Annotated in this window: 11 protein-coding genes and 1 pseudogene; 11 read left to right on the top strand and 1 reads right to left on the bottom strand. The window is 52.7% G+C overall.

All coding sequences use genetic code 11. The annotated features are described in order from the left end of the window. Positions 1-1240 precede the first annotated feature (1240 nt). From ABIE60_RS06650 to ABIE60_RS06610, 9 genes are all read left to right on the top strand, one after another. Positions 1241-1630 (top strand): DUF3750 domain-containing protein, encoded by a 390-nt coding sequence (locus tag ABIE60_RS06650; RefSeq protein ID WP_354468659.1) that lies wholly within the window; start codon positions 1241-1243, stop codon positions 1628-1630. A gap of 168 nt (positions 1631-1798) precedes the next feature. Further along, positions 1799-2521 (top strand): UTRA domain-containing protein, encoded by a 723-nt coding sequence (locus ABIE60_RS06645; RefSeq protein ID WP_354468658.1) that lies wholly within the window; start codon positions 1799-1801, stop codon positions 2519-2521. A 118-nt stretch (positions 2522-2639) separates the two neighbouring features. After that, complete coding sequence (locus ABIE60_RS06640) at positions 2640-3872, top strand: NAD(P)/FAD-dependent oxidoreductase (protein ID WP_354468657.1); 1233 nt, start codon at positions 2640-2642, stop codon at positions 3870-3872. Positions 3873-3993: 121 nt separating this feature from the next. Further along, positions 3994-5016, top strand: coding sequence for a putative 2-aminoethylphosphonate ABC transporter substrate-binding protein (locus ABIE60_RS06635; protein ID WP_354468899.1), 1023 nt, complete (start codon positions 3994-3996; stop codon positions 5014-5016). Between the two features lie 60 nt (positions 5017-5076). After that, the gene (locus tag ABIE60_RS06630) at positions 5077-6246 is read left to right on the top strand and encodes a putative 2-aminoethylphosphonate ABC transporter ATP-binding protein (RefSeq protein ID WP_354468656.1); all 1170 of its coding nucleotides are present in this window, start codon (positions 5077-5079) and stop codon (positions 6244-6246) included. Next, on the top strand, positions 6246-7940 hold the full coding sequence (locus ABIE60_RS06625) for a putative 2-aminoethylphosphonate ABC transporter permease subunit (RefSeq protein ID WP_354468655.1): 1695 nt from the start codon (positions 6246-6248) through the stop codon (positions 7938-7940). The genes ABIE60_RS06630 and ABIE60_RS06625 overlap by 1 nt, the downstream gene beginning before the upstream one ends. Positions 7941-8030: 90 nt before the next feature. Then, entirely contained in the window at positions 8031-9176 is a 1146-nt protein-coding gene (locus tag ABIE60_RS06620) for a 2-aminoethylphosphonate--pyruvate transaminase (RefSeq protein WP_354468654.1), read from the top strand. Between the two features lie 28 nt (positions 9177-9204). Continuing rightward, a complete protein-coding gene (phnX, locus tag ABIE60_RS06615) occupies positions 9205-10044 on the top strand; it encodes a phosphonoacetaldehyde hydrolase (protein ID WP_354468653.1) in 840 nt (279 codons plus the stop codon). Further along, complete coding sequence (locus ABIE60_RS06610) at positions 10041-10925, top strand: EamA family transporter (protein ID WP_354468652.1); 885 nt, start codon at positions 10041-10043, stop codon at positions 10923-10925. Before phnX ends, ABIE60_RS06610 begins: the two co-directional genes overlap by 4 nt. A 1583-nt stretch (positions 10926-12508) precedes the next feature. Here ABIE60_RS06610 and ABIE60_RS06605 read toward each other — a convergent pair. Further along, a complete protein-coding gene (locus ABIE60_RS06605) occupies positions 12509-13543 on the bottom strand; it encodes an IS630 family transposase (protein WP_354468651.1) in 1035 nt (344 codons plus the stop codon). Positions 13544-13620: 77 nt separating this feature from the next. Here ABIE60_RS06605 and ABIE60_RS06600 point away from each other — a divergent pair. Both ABIE60_RS06600 and ABIE60_RS06595 read left to right on the top strand, forming a co-directional pair. Further along, positions 13621-13842 (top strand): annotated as a pseudogene (locus tag ABIE60_RS06600) (transposase); the annotation flags it as partial. Positions 13843-13931: 89 nt separating this feature from the next. Next, positions 13932-14969, top strand: coding sequence for an IS110 family RNA-guided transposase (locus ABIE60_RS06595; protein ID WP_354468650.1), 1038 nt, complete (start codon positions 13932-13934; stop codon positions 14967-14969). Positions 14970-15195: the final 226 nt, after the last annotated feature.

The raw sequence follows: 15195 nt of genomic DNA, 5'->3' as shown, positions 1-15195 counted from the left end.
TTCATGGTGTGTGCACATCCAGGATTCAGGATCATGGCTTCTGTTTGAGTGACCAGCATACGTAAAGAACTCCTGTTGCAATGTATACGAATTTACCCCCCCTTTCCGTAATAGAATATAACGGGAAAGGGGTGCCAGGTTTGAGTCATAATGCCAAATGACCGGCAAATGTTGACAGCTCTACGCTATATTCTATTACGGAAAGGGGTGGGGGGTATGTGATAAAAAAGGTCAATGTTTTGAAACTGAAAAAAGAGCCGAAAATGTTGACAGCTTTACGCTATATTCTATTACGGAAAGGGGGTGGGGGTATTCGATCAAAAGGCCAAATGTGTTGCAGATGTGCGAATATTGTTGCTAACATATTGATATTAAAGAAATCTTTCTATTATCAGCGACTGCGCGTGCACGAAAAAAAATCGCATAACCCCCACCCCTTTCCGGATAGATAAGTAGGGTCGAAAAGGGTGTGCTAGTCGAATTGCCGAGCCGGTCATAGGTTTTGAGGTCGGCGCCTGACCGGTTTGGTGTTCCCACCCATTCCTGCCGCATCAGATCAGGTCAATCATCAACGGTTGAGCTGTCCTTGGTGCACCATAGCGAAAAACCGCATTTTTGAGGCTCACATAGCATCGAATTGCTCTGATAGGTACTGCGCCTCATAAACAGAAAACTATTGAAATTTGAGCCTCCTACCCCCTGCTTTGAATCGCGGGCTAATCGGTAGGGGATCTAGTCGGTAGCGCGGGCTATGCAAAGCATTGCAGGCACTGTGTTGTATATTTCTATACACACATAATATTTTTACAGGAAATGGGATCTGCACATCTAACCGCAGGTGAACTCCTTAGACAGGCCAATGTATATATACACACATAAAGTTCAAAGCAGCAGAAAAATTAAGTGTTCGGAATCAGAATTAATTTTTTGGCTTGATGGAACTGTAATTTTAACAGTATCGAGCAGTTTGATAGGTTATCAGTGGTGAGTACACCAAGTTTGCTCGGTCATTTATTGCTGAGCTGACCAGAAATATGACAGACTGCACAATCCACATGCCTGCATTATGCGTATATTGATCAGGAGGACTCATCCATGCTGAAACTGAAACACCTGGTGATATTGATACTGCTGCCGATGCTGGTTGCCTGTGCAAATAATGATTGGCGCACAGCGAACCGAGCAAGTGCCGGCCTGGCTCCAGATCCGCACATCACTCCAGAGCCGGTGATACAGGTGTATGCTGCTGATGCCTGGGGGTGGCGAGGGATTTTTGCGGGTACATACCTGGATCGCAGTCAAACCACGCAATGCTGACCAGTATACCGTGTACGAAGTGATTGGCTGGCGGGAGCGGCGTGGTCTGCCCGTGTTGCGTATCGAGCAGGATACACCCGATCGTCACTGGTTCGGTGCTGAGCCAGAACTCATTCTGGACCGTCGTGGTGAGGGGGTGGATGAGCTGATCACCCGGATCAGTGCAGCAGCCGAGGATTACCCTTGGAAGCATGAGTATCGTGTTTTCCCTGGCCCAAACAGCAATACCTTCCCGGTCTGGATCGCCTATAAAGTTCCGGATCTGCAACTGGAGTTGCCGTTCCGAGCAATCGGTTCGGGCTGGGCCGACTGATCGTAAGGCCATGTGGAAGTCATCAAGAGCTCAACTATTCGCAACCCCAAACGGTATATGTACCATCGGCACGTTGCCGGCTGCAGACTCAAGCTTCGTGCCGCAACTGATGGTAATCTAATTGTCATACTTGCTTGCTGGAATACTGGCTTTTATTGAGAAGAAGTAATGTCGCGATTTGATTACCCAGTGTATCTTCAGCTTCGTGATCAGTTATGGTCCTGGATTGAAGCTGAAAAACTCAGTAGCCAACAACGGCTCCCCTCCGAACGGGAACTCTCTGAGCGCTTCCATACAACTCGCGTCACCATTCGTCAGGCGCTGTCACAGCTTGAAGCAGAAGGCTTGATCTTCAGGTCCAACCGTCGTGGCTGGTACATCACCCCCGAACGCCTTCGCTATGACCCCAGCAGAGATGTGGGGTTTAATCGATATGTGACAGAACAGGGGTTCAAACCGCGTACTGAAACCCTTTTCAAACAGCTGACCGAGGTATCTCCCTGGCTGAGCGAAGCCTGTGGTCTTGAAGTCGGAGCGCCGGTGTATCACATATTCCGCCGCCGTTATGTAGATGAACGCGGGTTGCTGGTTGAGCACAACTATATCAATCCTGCCCATTGCTCGGGCTTGTTGGGTGAAAGTACCGATCTGTCGATATGGCAGTTGCTGCGTGACAAATATGACCTGAGGCCTGAGCACCGCGACATTGAAATATACCCACTTGCCTTGAAGGGGCTTGAAGCGGATTCCTTGAGCGTCAATCCAGGTGCTGCAGGGTTGTATATTCAACGTTTAAGTTTTGATCAACGCGGCGAGTTTCTGGAACTGGATCGGGAATACTGGCTGCATGATGCGTTGAAAATCTCAGTACGCATCGGCGATCGTCACTGAGAGCAGTGAAAGCAGCGTAAGGCTGTGGTGCTGAGCAATTCCGATGAAATATTTTTGTCACCGACATGTCATGATGTAGCTCGATAATCTGGTCTATACCAGATTGAGGTTGAGCAATATGCATCATTCTTCTACAGACTTTCTCATTATCGGCGGTGGCATCCTTGGTGCTGCGACTGCCTGGGCACTTGCACAGAGGGTTCCTGCAGGCGCTCGCATTCGTCTGGTTGAAGCCGGGATGGTTTCAACTGCCACGACGAGTCAGGCGGCTGCACTGCTTACCAGAGTTCGTCCTGATTCAGCCATGGCGGCTATGGTTGCTCAAACCTTTGCAGCCATTGATGAATTAAATTCTGTACTCGATGAGCCCCTGCCACTGCGTCAGGTGGGTAGCCTGCATCTGGCGACTGATGAAGCGGGGCGTGATTATCTTCAGCAAACAGCCAACACAGCACATCAGTTAGGTCTGGCATCCGACCGGCTTTCTGCTGACCAGATCCGCTCTTTGTCACCATGGCTGGAGCCAGGGAAGGACGGAATCGCACTGTTTGTTGCCGAGGACGGTTACATGGACCCCGTGCAACTGGCGCAAGGCTATCTCACAGCTGCTCGACGGCTTGGCGTTGAAGTCATACAAAACTGCCGTGTTGAACGGTTGCTGGTTGAACAAGGCCGCGCCGTTGGTGTAGAGACCTCAAAAGGCCAAATGCATGCTGAAACAATCATCTGCTGTGCCGGTCCCTGGTCAGTTGCACTGCTGGCACAGTACGGCATTTCAATGGCAATGGCGCCCGTTCGCAGCCACTACTGGATCAGCGAAGCGAATCCGAAACTTTTCCCCGTCGATAGCCCTATGGTGATCCTGCCGGATATTAATGCTTATGCACGTCCGGAGGTCGGTGGGTTGTTGTTCGGCTTGCGTGATAAGCAGGCTGTCTACGGTGACGCATCAAACTTGCCGGAAGACATTCATGGCTATCTGTTCAACTGTGATCCTGACGGTTGGGACTGCCTTGAAGCTGGCTACAGTTCGCTTGCTGGAATTTTTCCCGCATTGGAACAGGTGGGCATCGCGCACTATATCAGTGGCATTTCCAGCTACACCCCGGATGGCAAACCCTTGCTTGGCACTACAGAGTTGCCGGGACTCCTAGTGGCAAGTGGCTGCTCTGGAGGTGGCATTGCTTTGTCTGGTGGTATTGGCCGCATGCTGGCAGAAATTGCCCTTGGAAGAGATCCTTTTACTGATATGAAGCCCTTCAGGGTTGATCGGTTTGGCCAGGTTGATCCATTCAGTGAAGCTTTTCGCATTCAATGTGCCCTGGCACGTAGCCAAAAAATATCCGGTTAAACAACGTGCAATCTTATCTTCATTTTTTTGCAACAGAATACTGTGAAACTTCATCTGGTCTATACCAGATGAAGTGCAATCTGGATCTCAACGCTTGTTTAACGGATATAAGGATCTCGCTATGACGCTTAACCTGAAAAAGACCCTGTTGGCGGCGGCTGTCGCCTTGGCGGCCACCTCGGTCAACGCGGCCACTGAGTTGACCGTGTATACCGCCTTGGAAGCAGACCAGCTCAAGTCCTATGCCAAAGGATTTGAAACGGCCAACCCCGATGTCAAGATCCGTTGGGTGCGTGACTCAACCGGCATCATCACCGCGCGGTTGCTTGCGGAAAAAGAAAATCCCCAAGCTGATGCCATTCTGGGTGTTGCCGCCACAAGCCTGTTGGTATTGAAAGATCAGCAGATGCTTCAGCCCTACAAACCAGAGGGTGTTGAAGCATTGAGTGAGCAGTTCGTAGACAAAGATGCAACCCCTTCTTGGGTGGGCATGAACGCCTGGGTTGCTTCAATCTGCTACAACCGAATCGAAGCTGAGAAACATGGCCTGCCATTACCGACAAGCTGGAAAGACCTGACAAAGCCGGTGTATCAGGGCCATGTAGTCATGCCGAATCCCAACTCTTCCGGAACAGGCTATCTGGATGTCACCAGCTGGCTGCAGACCTTTGGTGAAGAGCAAGGGTGGGCATTCATGGACGACCTGCACCAGAACATCGACCGCTATACACACTCTGGCTCAAAGCCCTGCAAGATGGCGGCTTCCGGTGAAACGCCTATCGGTATTTCCTTTGCCTACCGTGGTGCCAAGCTGATCAGCCAAGGGGCTCCTGTTGATCTTGCATTCCCGTCCGAGGGGCTGGGTTGGGACATGGAGGCAGCCGCCATCGTTAAAGGCACTAAAAAGCTGGACGCAGCCCAGAAATTGATGGATTGGGCTGTTACACGTGATGCCAACATGCTCTACAACGACAACTTTGCAGTTGTTGCCATGCCGGGCGTCGCTAAACCAGTAGAAAATTACCCTGCGAATATCGCCGATCGCATGATCGATAACGACTTTGAATGGGCTGCGCTAAACCGTGAGCGCATTCTCAAAGAGTGGCAGCGTCGTTACGACGGCAAGAGCGAAGCTAAAAACTGATCAGCTGCGCCACCTCGGAGGGCTGAGATTCAGCCCTCACAGTTTTGATGGAGATAGAGCATGAAGACCACACCCGCTTACCTGCAGATTCAGCACCTGCGCAAGTCCTTTGGCAGCTTCACCGCGTTGGATGATATTTCCCTGGAAATCAACGAGGGTGAGTTCATCTGCTTCCTGGGGCCCTCCGGCTGTGGCAAAACCACACTGTTGAGAGCGATTGCCGGTCTGGAGCAGCAGGAAGAGGGCCGGATTGTGCAGGCTGGGTGCGATGTTTCAACTTTGCCTCCGCAACAGCGTGATTTCGGTATTGTGTTTCAGTCCTATGCTCTTTTTCCGAACCTGACCGTGAACGAGAACATTGCTTACGGCCTGGCCAACATGAAGATACCCCGCCGTGAGCGGGAACAGAGAGTCCAGTTGTTGCTGGATCAAATTCACCTGCCGGATATTGGCGACAAGTTTCCGGGTCAGCTTTCGGGTGGTCAGCAGCAACGGGTGGCACTGGCACGTGCGCTGGCGACCGAACCCGGTTTGCTTTTGTTGGATGAACCACTGTCTGCGCTGGATGCTCGCGTGCGCCTGCATCTGCGAAATGAGATCTGCAGCCTGCAGCGCAAGCTGGGCATTACCACGATCATGGTGACCCATGACCAGGATGAAGCGCTGACCATGGCCGATCGCATCGTGGTGATGGATCACGGTCGCATCGCACAGGTCGGCACCCCGGAAGAAATTTACCTCCAGCCAGCCACTGAATTCGTGGCTCGTTTTGTCGGTAGCATGAACCTGCTGCCGGCTCGTGTGTTCGGCCACAACCAGCTGATGCTGGGACACAAGGATGTACAGGTGCCTCTAATACTACCGCCCTGTGACGAAGGCACGCTGGGCTTCCGTCCCGAGAGCGTGCAGCTGCATGCCGCCCCTTGGGGGCTGGACCGCAATGAGCAGTTCGTGTTCCAGGCTCGGCTGGACCACATTCACTTCATGGGCGCCTTCGTACGACTTGAGATGAGCTTTGATATTGAACTGCCGCAGATCCATGTAGACCTGCCGGTGGAACAGCTGCATAGCCTGAACCCGGCGGTAGGTGCATCGTACTGGCTGAGTGTGCTGGCGGCGGCGCTCAAGTTCTACCCGCAGGAAGGCCAAGGCCAGAACCCCGTCACAAAAGTGGGGTGCAGCGATAGCATGGACCTGGGTGTCGCGGCCATGCAGGTGGCTGGAGCCTGATGATGTCCGCGATCCCGAGTCTGGCCACCAAGCGCGGCTTTGATACCGAAATCTGGGTGCAACGCACTATCGTTGTAGGCGGTGTGGTGTTTTTGTTGCTGGCGCTTTTGTTCCCGTTGCTGACTATGCTGGTCAAAAGCTTGCAAAACAGGGCCGGCGAGTTCATCGGCCTAAGCAATTTCACTGCGTATTTCAGTAATCCGGCGCTGACCGAATCCATTCTGAATTCGCTCAATATCGCTGTCTGGACCACGTTGATCGTGGTTTCTACCGCCTTTGTCTTTGCCTACGCCCTTACCCGCAGCGGAATGGTGGGCAAAAAGGGTTTCCGTCTGTTGACGATGCTGCCTCTGTTTGCGCCATCGCTTCTGCCGGCATTGAGCATGATCTACCTGTTCGGCAATCAGGGCATTCTCAGGAACTGGCTGCCGGTGGACAGTATCTACGGCCCAGTAGGTATCATCATGGGGCTGAGCTTCTGGGCGTTTCCGCATGCTCTGATGATCCTTATCACCGCCTTCAGCAACAGCGATGCACGTCTATACGAAGCAGCCAAGTCGATGAAAACACCGCCCTGGCGCGTGTTCCTGACCGTGACCCTGCCGTCGGTGCGCTACGGCCTGATCAATACCATCTTCGTGATCTTCACCCTGACCATCACCGATTTCGGCGTTGCCAAGGTGATTGGCGGGCAATACAACGTGCTGGCTACCGATATCTACAAGCAGGTGGTGGGGCAGCAGAACTTCCAGATGGGCGCGGTGGTCAGCGTCATCCTGCTGCTGCCGGCGCTGGTGTCCTTTATCGTCGAGCGTCGGGTGCAGCGCCATCAGTCATCCCAGCTGTCGGCCCGCGCCGTGCCGCTGCAACCCAACAGATCGATGTTGCGTGACCTTCTACTGACGTTGTTTTGTTTTATCGTGTGCGGCTTTCTTCTGTTGGTGGTGGGTATGGCAGTGTATGCCTCCTTCATCACCTTTTGGCCGTACAACATGGGGTTGTCGCTCAAGAATTACAATTTTGACATGATGGACGGAGTCGGCTGGGCGTCCTACTTCAACTCGGTACAGATGTCTGTCTGGACGGCATTAATTGGTACTGCGGTAGTCTTCCTCGTGGCGTACATGAGCGAGAAGATCAAGCCGATGCCAACTGCGCGTAAATTTTTACAACTACTGGCCATGCTGCCGATGGCAGTGCCAGGCATTGTACTGGGGTTGTCGTATATCTTCTTCTTCAACCAACCAAACAATCCGCTGAACCTGATGTACGGCACCATGGCGATTCTGGTCCTGAATACATTGGTACATTTCTACACAGTATGTCATCTGACCGCTGTAACCAGCCTGAAGCAGATCGACAATGAATTCGAGGCGGTTTCAGCTTCGTTGAAAGTTCCCTTTTATACCACTCTGCGCCGGGTAACCCTGCCTTTGGCACTGCCTGCGGTGCTTGATATCTCCGTTTACCTGTTCGTCAACGCCATGACCACGGTTTCGGCCGTCATCTTCCTCTACTCCGCAGAAACCACACTGGCCTCTGTAGCGGTAATGCATATGGATGAGGCAGGGGACACGGCACCGGCTGCAGCCATGGCTGTCTTGCTGATGTTGACATCGCTGGTGGCAAAAGGGCTTCACTGGCTGATCAGCCATAGCATTCTGCAACGCACTCAGCGCTGGCGACAGCGCTGATGCAGGCGGGTACCTGAGGGGTGCCCTGGATAGAAAAGGAGCAATTTTTTTTGCTCAAAAACACTGGTATAGACCAGAAAGAGAGAGATCATGAAAACAGAACAGCCTTATCTGCTGACTCCCGGTCCCATCAATACAACCCTCAGCGTTAAACAGGCAATGCTGCAAGATTGGGGCTCATGGGATGGTGACTTCCGTGCCATGACTGCCCGGCTGTGCCAGCAGTTGGTTGCCCTGATCGACGGTGAAGACAGCCACGTTTGCGTACCGATGCAGGGCTCCGGCACCTTTGCCGTTGAAGCAACGCTTGCGACATTGGTACCAAAAGATGGCAAGTTATTGATCCTCATGAACGGTGCCTACGGTCAGCGTATGGGCAAGATCATGAATTACTTGGGTCGTGACTATGTCGCTCTGGATAAGGGTGACTATGAGCCACCCCGTGGTGAAGAAGTGGAAGCGATACTGGCCGCTGATCCTGCAATCACTCACGTTGCCCTGGTTCATTGCGAAACCAGCTCCGGCATTCTCAACCCGGTGGAAGAGATCGCCGAAGCAGTAGCACGTCAGGGACGACGCCTGATCATCGATTCAATGAGCGCCTTTGGTGCTGTAGCAATCAGTGCCAAAACCGTTCAATTCGATGCACTGATCTCTTCTGCCAACAAATGTTTTGAAGGTGTGCCCGGTTTCGGTTTTAGCCTGGTCCGCCAGAGTGCGCTGGACGCTTCCAAAGGTAACGCACACTCTTTGAGTCTGGACTTGCTGGATCAGTGGCAGTACTTGGCCAAAACCGGCCAGTGGCGCTACACCCCGCCCACCCACGTGGTAGCAGCATTCCTGCAGGCGCTGAAGGAACACGCAACGGAAGGGGGGATCGTCGGTCGTCATGCGCGCTATCAGCGCAACCAGCAGCGCCTGGTCGCCGGCATGCGCCGCATGGGATTTGAAACCCTGCTCAGCGATGAGTGGCTGTCCCCGATCATCATCACCTTCTTCTCGCCGGGCCACCCGAACTTCGATTTCCAGGCCTTCTACGATCGTATGAAAGCCCGCGGTTTCATCATTTATCCGGGAAAGTTAACCGAAGAGGACAGCTTCCGCTTGGGCTGTATCGGCCAGCTGCATGATGTGCAGATCGATGCTGTCCTCGCTGCCGTTGCCGCCGTGCTGGACGAGCTGCAGATACCGAACGGCGCGCCCATCCATGCTCTTAACGCGGCGGCAACCGCTTGACCCAACTGAATTCAACGGAGAAATTGTCATGACTGCACCGATTTACCAGTTTGAACGCCGTTACACAGGCCCAATTGAAGCCGTGATCATGGACTGGGCGGGCACCACCGTGGATTTTGGTTCCATGGCGCCGATCCGCGCTTTTCAACGTTTATTTGCCGATGAAGGCGTGCCGATCAGCGAAGCTGAAGCGCGCGGCCCCATGGGCACCGAAAAGCGTGAACATATCCGCCAGCTGTGTACTCATCCCCGTATTCGTGATGCATGGAAAGACGTGAAAGGAGAGTACCCGGGTGAAGCCGATATTGACCGCTTGTATGACGACTTCGTACCTCTGCAGATTGATGCCATTGCACAGACTGCCGAGCTTATCCCAGGCCTGACCGAGGCGCTGGATTGGATGCGTGCCAATGAAATCCGCATCGGTGCCAACACCGGGTATGCGGGCAGCATGATTGAAGGCCTGGTGGCCCGAGCTGCCGAGCAGGGCTACACCCCGGACAGCAATGTTTGCGCCACGGAAGTGCCCAAGGGGCGTCCCTATCCGCATATGAGCCTGAAAAATGCCATGGATCTGGGCGTACAGCACCTCTGTGCCTGCGTAAAAATCGATGACACTCTCACCGGTATCGAGGAAGGCTTGAACGCGGGTATGTGGACCATCGGCGTCGCCGTTAGCGGCAACGAAGTGGGCATGAGCCTGGACGCCTGGCAGGCATTGGGAGAAGTGGAGCAGGACACCTATCGCGCGGTTGCCTACAAGCGCATGATCGGCAGTGGCGCTCATTATGTCATCGACAGCATTGCCGATGTCATTCCCTGCCTGGAAGAGATCGCGGCACGACTGGCGATGGGCGAGAAACCGTGACACCTGCCGCTATCGGATTGATCCTGGTTTCGGCCCTGCTGCATGCGGGTTGGAACCTGATCGGCAAGCGCACTGCTCAGACGGTGCGTTTTTATGCTTGGGCCATGGGGCTGGGCATGTTGATTTTCAGTCCACTACTGCTGCGCGTCTGGCCGGAAGTAACTGCGTTGCCGTCTGCTTTCTGGTGGCTGCTGCTGGCCTCAGGTCTTTGCCAGACCCTCTACCTGACTGGTCTGGCCAAAGCCTACAGACACGGCAACCTGAATATCGTCTACCCACTGGCGCGGGCGCTGCCGGTATTGATCGTGCCGGCAGTGGTGCTGATTACATATGGCCAAAGTCAACTCCAGGCGACGGATCTGATCGGCATGTGCCTGATCATACTGGGTTCGTTGGCACTGCCATTGGTGTGTTGGCGTGAGTGGCACTGGCGCGACTACAGGACCCCGGCTATCGCTTGGGTACTTTTGGCGGCGTGCGCCACGGCTGGATACTCGGTGCTCGACAGTGCCGCCATTCAGCTTATGAAGCAGCAGGGGATGGATGCTTTTGCCGCTGGCAGCAGTTTTGTCGTATTACAGGCAGCAGCCTGTCTGATATGGATGTTGCCACTGGTGCGATGGGGCTTTGGCGAGTCACTGAGGGTCGTGCCGGACTTCGGCTGGACGCTATTGGCGGGCAGCTTCATTATCGGCACCTATCTGCTGATATTGGTCAGCATGTCGATGGTGAGTGAAGTCAGCTATGTGGTTGCGTTACGTCAGGTGAGTATTCCCCTGGGTGTGCTGATCGGCGTGATCTGGCTACGTGAACCCGTTAGCCTGCCGAGGTTGCAGGGACTGGTGGTGATGGTGGCGGGCCTGCTCCTCGTTTCACTGTGAGCAACATAGCACCAAGAGGCCTTATATAAACGTGGGGCCATGCCTGATTCAGTTTTTTGAAATCAGGCTTAACTAACTTCCGCTATATGGACCATGTGGCAATATACCGGACGTTAAGTGCACCGCAGTACCTGCTGATTAATTTTATTATAAAAACCACGTATTATTTCCTAAATATGCTCTCTTGTTTCGGTGGGTGTATGATAGGAGTTTTTAGTTCAAGCGCGTCTTTTTTGGTATTTTGCTAATCTATGTAGGTAGGGCTGTATGGGTGAAATAATACCTATTTAACTGACATTTCGTCTAGCCTGGACTTGATTGAAAAAGATTGGTTTCTGTAGATTTTTGACTAGCTTGGATCAGCTTAAATTGCATCTCCAGTGTGTCTGAATATTATTAAATTTCGTAAAAAATCACCTGTAGAGAGCTGTATGCCGCAAATCTATAAACATCGATAAACGTTTGTTTGACATGTGGAGGCGGCCTCTCATTGTCCCGATCAAACACCATGAAACAGTTGTTTCATGGTGTGTGCACATCCAGGATTCAGGATCATGTCCTCTGTTTGACTGACCAGCATACGTACAGAACTCCTGTTGCAATGTATACGAATTTACCCCCCCCCTTTTGCGTAATAGAATATAACGGGAAAGGGGTGCCAGTTTTGAGTCATAATGCCAAATGACCCGCAAATGTTGACAGCTCTACGCTATATTCTATTACGGAAAGGGGGTGGGGGTATTCGATCAAAAGGCCAAATGTGTTGCAGATGTGCGAATATTGTTGCTAACATATTGATATTAAAGAAATCTTTCTAGTGTCAGCGACTGCGCGTGCACGAAAAAAAATCGCATAACCCCCACCCCTTTCCGGATAGATAAGTAGGGTCGAAAAGGGTGTGCTGGTCGAATTGCCGAACCGGTCACAGATTTTGAGGTCGGCGCCTGACCGGTTTGGTGTTCTCACCCATTCCTGCCGCATCAGATCAGGTCAATCATCAACGGTTGAGCTGTCCTTGGTGCACCATAGCGAAAAACCGCATTTTTGAGGCTCACAGAGCATCGAATTGCTCTGATGGGTACTGCGCCTCATAAACAGAAAACTATTGAAATTTGAGCCTCCTACGCCCCTGCTTTGAATCGCGGGCTAACCGGTAGGGGATCTAGTCGGTAGCGCGGGCTATGCAAACCATTGCAGGCACTGTGTTGTATATTTCTATACACACATAATATTTTTACAGGAAATGGGATCTGCACATCTAACCGCAGGTGAACTCCTTAGACAGGCCAATGTATATATACACATAAAGTTCAAAGCAGCAGAAAAATTAAGTGTTCGGGATCAGAATTAATTTTTTGGATTACAGAATTAATTAAACGGGCTGGCGGTTTCGGCATGATGGAACTGTAATTCTAACAGCATTGCGTAGTCTAATAAGGCTTCAGTAGAGAGTTAAACAATTTTTCTTGTTATTAATTGCAAACTGATTCGGGTGCCTTACTACCTGCTGATGGGCACCTCGAAAAACCTCCCTCACAGCACCGCTAGCCCTGTGATATTAACCCGGCGGAAATTTATGTCGACTATGCAGCATAGGCGATATGCTCTGCATCAAAGTATTTTTTCACTCGTTCAGGACGGCGTTGAAGCGTCAGCATGCATGATCGCGTGCGCTTCTTCAGATCGTCGACAGAGCGAGCAGCAGGCCCACTATGCACCATGCCTTTCAGGTCACAGTTGAGGTATTCATCCGGATTCAACTCCGGGGAGTAGGCTGGCAGGAAGAATACTTCCAGATAGCGTTTGACTGTCTTGCGCTCCAACCAGCGTTTGACGACCTTGGCATGGTGTACCCGCAAGTTATCCAGGATCAGAAAGACCTTGCCGGGCGTCGATTCGATCAGCGCGCGCAGAAATTTCTTCAGGACCTTGGCGGTCATGGTCGACTCATAGAGCATGAATCGTACAGTGCCCTGGTTGGTGATCGCCGAGATCATGTTGAGCGATACACGCTTGGCCGGCAGAGGTTGCACTGGTGTTTGTCCCTTTGGTGCATAGCTCCGACCGTGCTGGGTATTGTTTTTGATACCCGTCTCGTCACCCCAGAAAATCTGGGCATTCTCTGCTTTGGCACGGGCCTGAATCTGCGGGTATTCCTCCTTCAGCCAAGCGTCAACGCGGGACGGGTTCTGCTCCCACGCTTTCTTCAATGGCTTCTGAGGCGTGAAGCCCCAGCGCTTGAGGTAATCGCCCATCGTGCGCACCGGGATATCAATGCCCCAGAACTGCTTGATCAACTGAGTAATCGCGCGCCGTGTCCAAAGCGCAAAGCCAAGCTTGTGCTGGTCGGGCATCTGGTCACGAATCGCCTCGATGACACGTTGTTCCTGCTGTTCGGTCAACCGTCGAGGCTTGTTTTTGGGGCCACGCTTTTGAACAGCGATAGCCTCGGCACCACCCGCTTGATAGCGCTTATACCAGCGGCCAACAGTGTCGGGATGAACGTCGAGCAGCAGCCCGATCTGCCGGAAGGTTTTACCCTTCTCGCGGAGTCGAATTGCCTTCTGCCTGAGAAGTTCCTGTTGCTCTGGGCTGAGCTTGCGTGCGTCTGTATTCATGCAGGCATTATATCAGATATAAACTACCGCCGGGTTAATAGTATCGAGCATCCATTAACACCCGACCAATCCGTACCATGAAGAAGCGTAGCGCAATCAAAAACGACCTCTTTGCCAGCGAACATCACCGTGAAAAGATCGACCGGATCGGCGATCCTCTGGCTGAGATTGAGCAGCACATCAACTTCTCCGCACTGGCCGCTGAAGTTGACTGCATCGCGCCTCGAGTCGAAAGCACTCAGGGTGGGCGACCACCGTACCCGACTGAAACCATGGTGCGCATCCTGGTACTCAAGCAATGGGATGGACTCCTCCTCACCTAACCGGCATCTACGTGCCAAAATGGTGAGTGAAACGTCAACCATCGTAAAGATGAGGAGAAGTCCAAATGAATATTATCCGCGTTGGTGTTGATATTGCTAAGTCAGTGTTCCATGTCCATGGCGTTGACCGCCACAGTCAAATCCAATGGCAAGGACAATATTCTCGGAGCAAGTGGCTTGATGCCATGTGCCGTAAAGTGCCAGCAGGTGCTGAGATCGGTATGGAGGCGTGTGCCTCATCTCACCACTGGGCACGGGAGCTTCAGAAGCGAGGCTATCACGTCCTGCTGATCGCAGCCCAGTTTGTCAAACCCTACGTCAAGAGCAACAAGAATGACCGGGTGGACGCGGAAGCGATCTGCGAAGCCATGAGCCGCCCAAACATGCGGTTTGTCACTCCCAAGACGGTTGTTCAACAGGATATTCAGGCCGCACACCGCATTCGGGAAGAACTTGTTGGACAACGAACAGCCAAAGCCAACCAGATTCGCGGCCTGGTGGGTGAGTATGGAATCGTCGCCCCGGTAGGCATTCAGCAGCTGCGCCGTGCTGTGCCTGATTGGCTTGAGGATGCTGAGAATGGGCTAACGGATAGCTTCCGTGTTTTGCTGAGCGGTCTGGCGGAAGACCTCAGGTACCTGGATACCCGCATCAAGGCGCTTGATGAGCGGATCACTGAGAGTGTCAATGAGGACCCTGTGGCCAAACGCTTGATGACATTGCGTGGTGTCGGGCCGCTCACCGCGAGTGCTCTGTCAGGCGCTCTTGGCGACGGAAAGGCCTTCCGCAGAGGGCGGGACTTCGCAGCCTCGCTGGGGCTGACCCCTAAGCAGCATAGCACCGGCGGTCGCGATCGATTGCTTGGCATCAGCAAGCGCGGTGACAGTTATTTACGTAAACTACTCGTTCATGGTGCCCGGGCCGTATTGCGCCATGTTGAGGGCAAAGACGACGGACTGAGTCATTGGTTGAGAGGCCTTGCCGCTCGGAAGCATGTCAATGTTGCCGTGGTCGCATTGGCAAATAAAACTGCTCGTATCGCCTGGGCGCTGACGCATAATAAAGCTGCATATGACGAAAGAATTGCAGCAGCCGGAGCTTGAGTCAGCGACATGAAAACTGAGCGCTCCGACACATAACCAGGAAATCAGTAAGACACATTTACACCATGATTGTATGGCATTTTGATTGATGGCGAACAGGTCGAACCGGCACTGGGAAACCCCTGTAAAGGCTAGCAGTCTGTCGGGTTTTCGATAGCCCTGTGAGATAATCCCCCTATTATCGAGATCGAGCTATGACCGGAACGTCATCATGAGCCGCTTTATT

Source organism: Marinobacterium sp. MBR-109, from assembly GCF_040547565.1.
Classification (GTDB): Bacteria; Pseudomonadota; Gammaproteobacteria; order Pseudomonadales; family Balneatricaceae; genus Marinobacterium.
This window is presented reverse-complemented; position numbering and strand designations above follow the sequence as displayed.